This window comes from Pseudoalteromonas sp. 0802, assembly GCF_013350085.1.
Lineage (GTDB): Bacteria > Pseudomonadota > Gammaproteobacteria > Enterobacterales > Alteromonadaceae > Pseudoalteromonas.
Genome location: NZ_JABVXE010000049.1, coordinates 1 through 3,711 on the forward strand (window position 1 = coordinate 1; position 3,711 = coordinate 3,711).

Genomic DNA, 3,711 nt, shown 5'->3' on the forward strand with positions numbered 1-3,711 from the left:
TTATTGGTAAAAGTAATTGTCCAATCTCTTTATACCGTACTCACCCTATTTGGGGGAGGAGTCCATACATCTCCTACGAGGTGAGCTACAAACAACACAGTTCGGCTAGAAACTGACAGCTGAAAGCTTACAGCTCAAACCTCTGTTTTATCTTTTCGATAATCTCAACATTCGCGGCTGGGAAGCTGTAACTATCAAGCTCACTGAGTGCGACCCATTTGCCTTGTTGGCCTTCTGCGCCATGGGCAGTGCCTGTGAAATCATCAACAATGTGCACATCTAAGCGTACGCATTTATCACCATAGTCATGTTCGATAACCATTAGCTCTTCACTGCCATTTACAGTGAGGTTTACTTCTTCTAATAGCTCGCGCTGTAGCGCAGCAAATACGCTTTCGCCCTGCTCTACTTTGCCGCCAGGGAATTCCCATAAGCCGCCTTGGTGTTTGTCGTCTGGGCGCTTACAAATAAATAATTGCTGATCTTTATAAATAACGCCAACAGCAACATGCACTACTTTTTTAGTCATTTGTTGTTTCCTTAATCATAAAAAAAGCGACGCAAGCGTCGCTTTTTATCACCGTGTTTTGGTTATTTTAATTTACCGCAACACTGCTTATATTTATTACCTGAACCACAAGGACACGGCTCGTTACGGCCTACTTTAGGTTCTGCACGTTGTGTTACAACAGCACCTTCTGGTGTTTCACCACCGATGTGCTCAGCTTCTTCGTGTTGGTATTCACGTGGTGCATTTTCGCTACGACGATGTTGTTCTTCAACTTTCTCAACATCTTCTTCAGCACGAACTTGTACTTTACTTAAAATACCCACAACGTCGACTTTTAAGTTCTCTAGCATTTCAGAGAATAGCTCGAACGACTCGCGCTTGTACTCTTGCTTAGGATTCTTCTGTGCGTAACCACGTAAGTGGATACCTTGACGAAGGTGGTCCATCGCAGCTAAGTGATCTTTCCAATGTTGGTCTAGGCTTTGTAGCATAATCGCTTTTTCGAATTGACGTAGTACAGATTCGCCTACCATCTCTTCTTTTTGCTTGTATGCTTGCTCAACCGCTTCTTCGATACGCTCACGAAGTTTCTCTTCGTATAGTTTGCTATCGTCAGCTAGCCATTGTGAAATTGGCAGCTCGATTAAGAAATCTTGTTTTAAGCGTTCTTCAAGACCTGGTATATCCCACATTTCAGCTAAGCTTTGCGGTGCAATGAATTGGTCAATCACACCATTTAGCACATCGCCGCGAATTGCAGTGATAGTTTCTGAAATATCGCCTTCTTCAAGTAGCTCGTTACGTTGCGAGTAAACAACACGACGTTGGTCGTTTGCTACGTCATCGTACTCAAGTAATTGCTTACGAACGTCAAAGTTACGTGCTTCAACTTTACGTTGTGCGTTTTCGATTGCGCGGTTTACCCAAGGGTGCTCAATCGCTTCACCGCGTTGCATACCTAGTTTACGCATCATGTTAGTCATGCGCTCACCAGCGAAAATACGCATTAGCGCGTCGTCCATTGATAAGTAGAAACGGCTTGAACCGGCATCACCTTGACGACCAGAACGACCACGTAACTGGTTATCGATACGACGAGATTCGTGACGCTCAGTACCAATGATGTGTAGACCACCCGCTTCGATTACTGCATCGTGACGTTTTTGCCACTCATCTTTAATCGCTTTGATTTGTTCATCAGTTGGGTTTTCTAGCTTTTCAACTTCGCTATGCCAGTTACCACCTAACACGATATCAGTACCACGACCGGCCATGTTAGTTGCAATAGTTACTGTGCCAGGTAAACCTGCATCGGCAACAATGTCTGCTTCTTGCGCGTGGAACTTAGCATTAAGTACGTTGTGCTTAATTTTTTCTTTACGTAAGAACTGCGATAAGTACTCAGAACTTTCGATAGAAATAGTACCCACAAGTACCGGTTGACCACGTTCTTGGCAATCTTTGATATCAGCAAGGATTGCTTCGTACTTTTCTTCTTGTGTTAGATATACAAGGTCAGCACGATCGTCACGGATCATCGGCTTGTTCGTTGGCATTACTACTGTGTCTAGACCATAGATAGACTGGAACTCAAACGCTTCTGTGTCTGCTGTACCTGTCATACCCGCTAGTGTGTCGTATAAACGGAAGTAGTTTTGGAATGTGATTGATGCCAATGTTTGGTTTTCGTTTTGAATGCGCACACCTTCTTTTGCTTCAACAGCTTGGTGTAAACCTTCTGACCAACGACGACCTTCCATTGTACGGCCAGTGTGCTCATCAACGATGATAACTTCGTTTTCTTTAACAACGTAATCAACGTCTTTTTGATAAAGCTTGTGAGCACGAAGTGCCGCATACACATGGCTTAATAATGTGATGCTAGAAGCTGAGTAAAGTGAATCACCTTCTTGAATTAAGCCGCGCTCAATTAGTAGCTCTTCAACTTTAATTTGGCCACGTTCAGTTAAGTGAACTTGCTTAGACTTTTCATCGATAGTGTAATCGCCGTCGCCTTCAACGCCTTCTTCATCTTCTTTTTCTTGTAGCTCAAGTTCTGGCACAATTTTGTTGATTTCGATGTAAAGCTCAGAGCTGTCTTCAGCTGGGCCTGAGATAATTAGCGGCGTACGCGCTTCATCGATTAGGATTGAATCCACCTCATCCACTACAGCGTAGTAAAGTGGGCGTTGTACACGTTCTTCAATGCTAAATGCCATGTTATCGCGTAGATAATCAAAGCCAAATTCGTTATTAGTACCGTATGTAATGTCGGCAGCATAAGCGATTTTCTTTTGCTGTGGCATCATGCCTGGTACGTTACAGCCTACTGTTAGGCCTAAGAACTCAAATAATGGGCGGTTAGTTTCGGCGTCACGTTTTGCAAGGTAGTCGTTCACGGTAATTACGTGAACACCTTTACCTGTTAAACCACGAAGGTATGCAGGCAATGTTGCTGTTAGTGTTTTACCTTCACCGGTACGCATTTCTGCGATGCGACCTTGATGTAAAACCATACCACCTAGTAGCTGTACGTCGAAGTGACGCATGCCATTTACACGCTTAGATGCTTCACGTACCACAGCAAATGCTTCTGGTAAAATGTCATCTAGGCTTTGTCCGTTATCGTAACGCTCTCTAAATTCAGCTGTTTTTGCTTTTAAATCTTCATCAGAAAGCGCTTCTAATTGCTTTTCAAGCGCATTAATTAGAGCGACCGTCTTTCTTAGGTTTTTAATAGTGCGGTCATTGCGACTACCAAAAATCTTGGTAAATAAATTAGATATCATGATAAAACCGTTACAATGTATTCTTTGTTAGCTAGTCATTAGCTAACCCACTTTCTTCAATTGATAATTAATATGCGCTTATGCTCATGATGTAGGGCATATTAATTAACAATTTATCAGTACGCTGTTCAAAACACCGCTTATTTCGTGCGCTATCATACCAGAGTCTGCGCAACATCAAACCTTCTGTTTATGAAGATATGGAATTTCGGCAAGAAAATTTAAAAATCAGCCATAATCTTTGATCTAATCCCATAAAAAGGGTGAAAACAAGATTACTGAATAGATATGGCGACAATAAGAATAAAATCAAGATCAGGGGAGAAAAAAGCAGGTTAGTGGTTAGTGGTTAGTGGTTAGTGGTTAGTGGTTAGTGGTTAGTGGTTAGTGGTTAGTGGTTAGTGGTTAGTG

The 3,711-nt window shown here is 42.5% G+C and carries 2 protein-coding genes; both read right to left on the reverse strand.

All coding sequences use genetic code 11. The features are described 5' to 3' along the window. Positions 1 to 127 precede the first annotated feature (127 nt). Complete coding sequence (gene mutT, locus HUS61_RS20975) at positions 128 to 529, reverse strand: 8-oxo-dGTP diphosphatase MutT (RefSeq protein ID WP_175083654.1); 402 nt, start codon at positions 527 to 529, stop codon at positions 128 to 130. A gap of 62 nt (positions 530 to 591) precedes the next feature. Beyond that, the gene (gene secA, locus HUS61_RS20980) at positions 592 to 3,300 is read right to left on the reverse strand and encodes a preprotein translocase subunit SecA (protein WP_175083655.1); all 2,709 of its coding nucleotides are present in this window, start codon (positions 3,298 to 3,300) and stop codon (positions 592 to 594) included. Between the last annotated feature and the right edge of the window lie 411 nt (positions 3,301 to 3,711).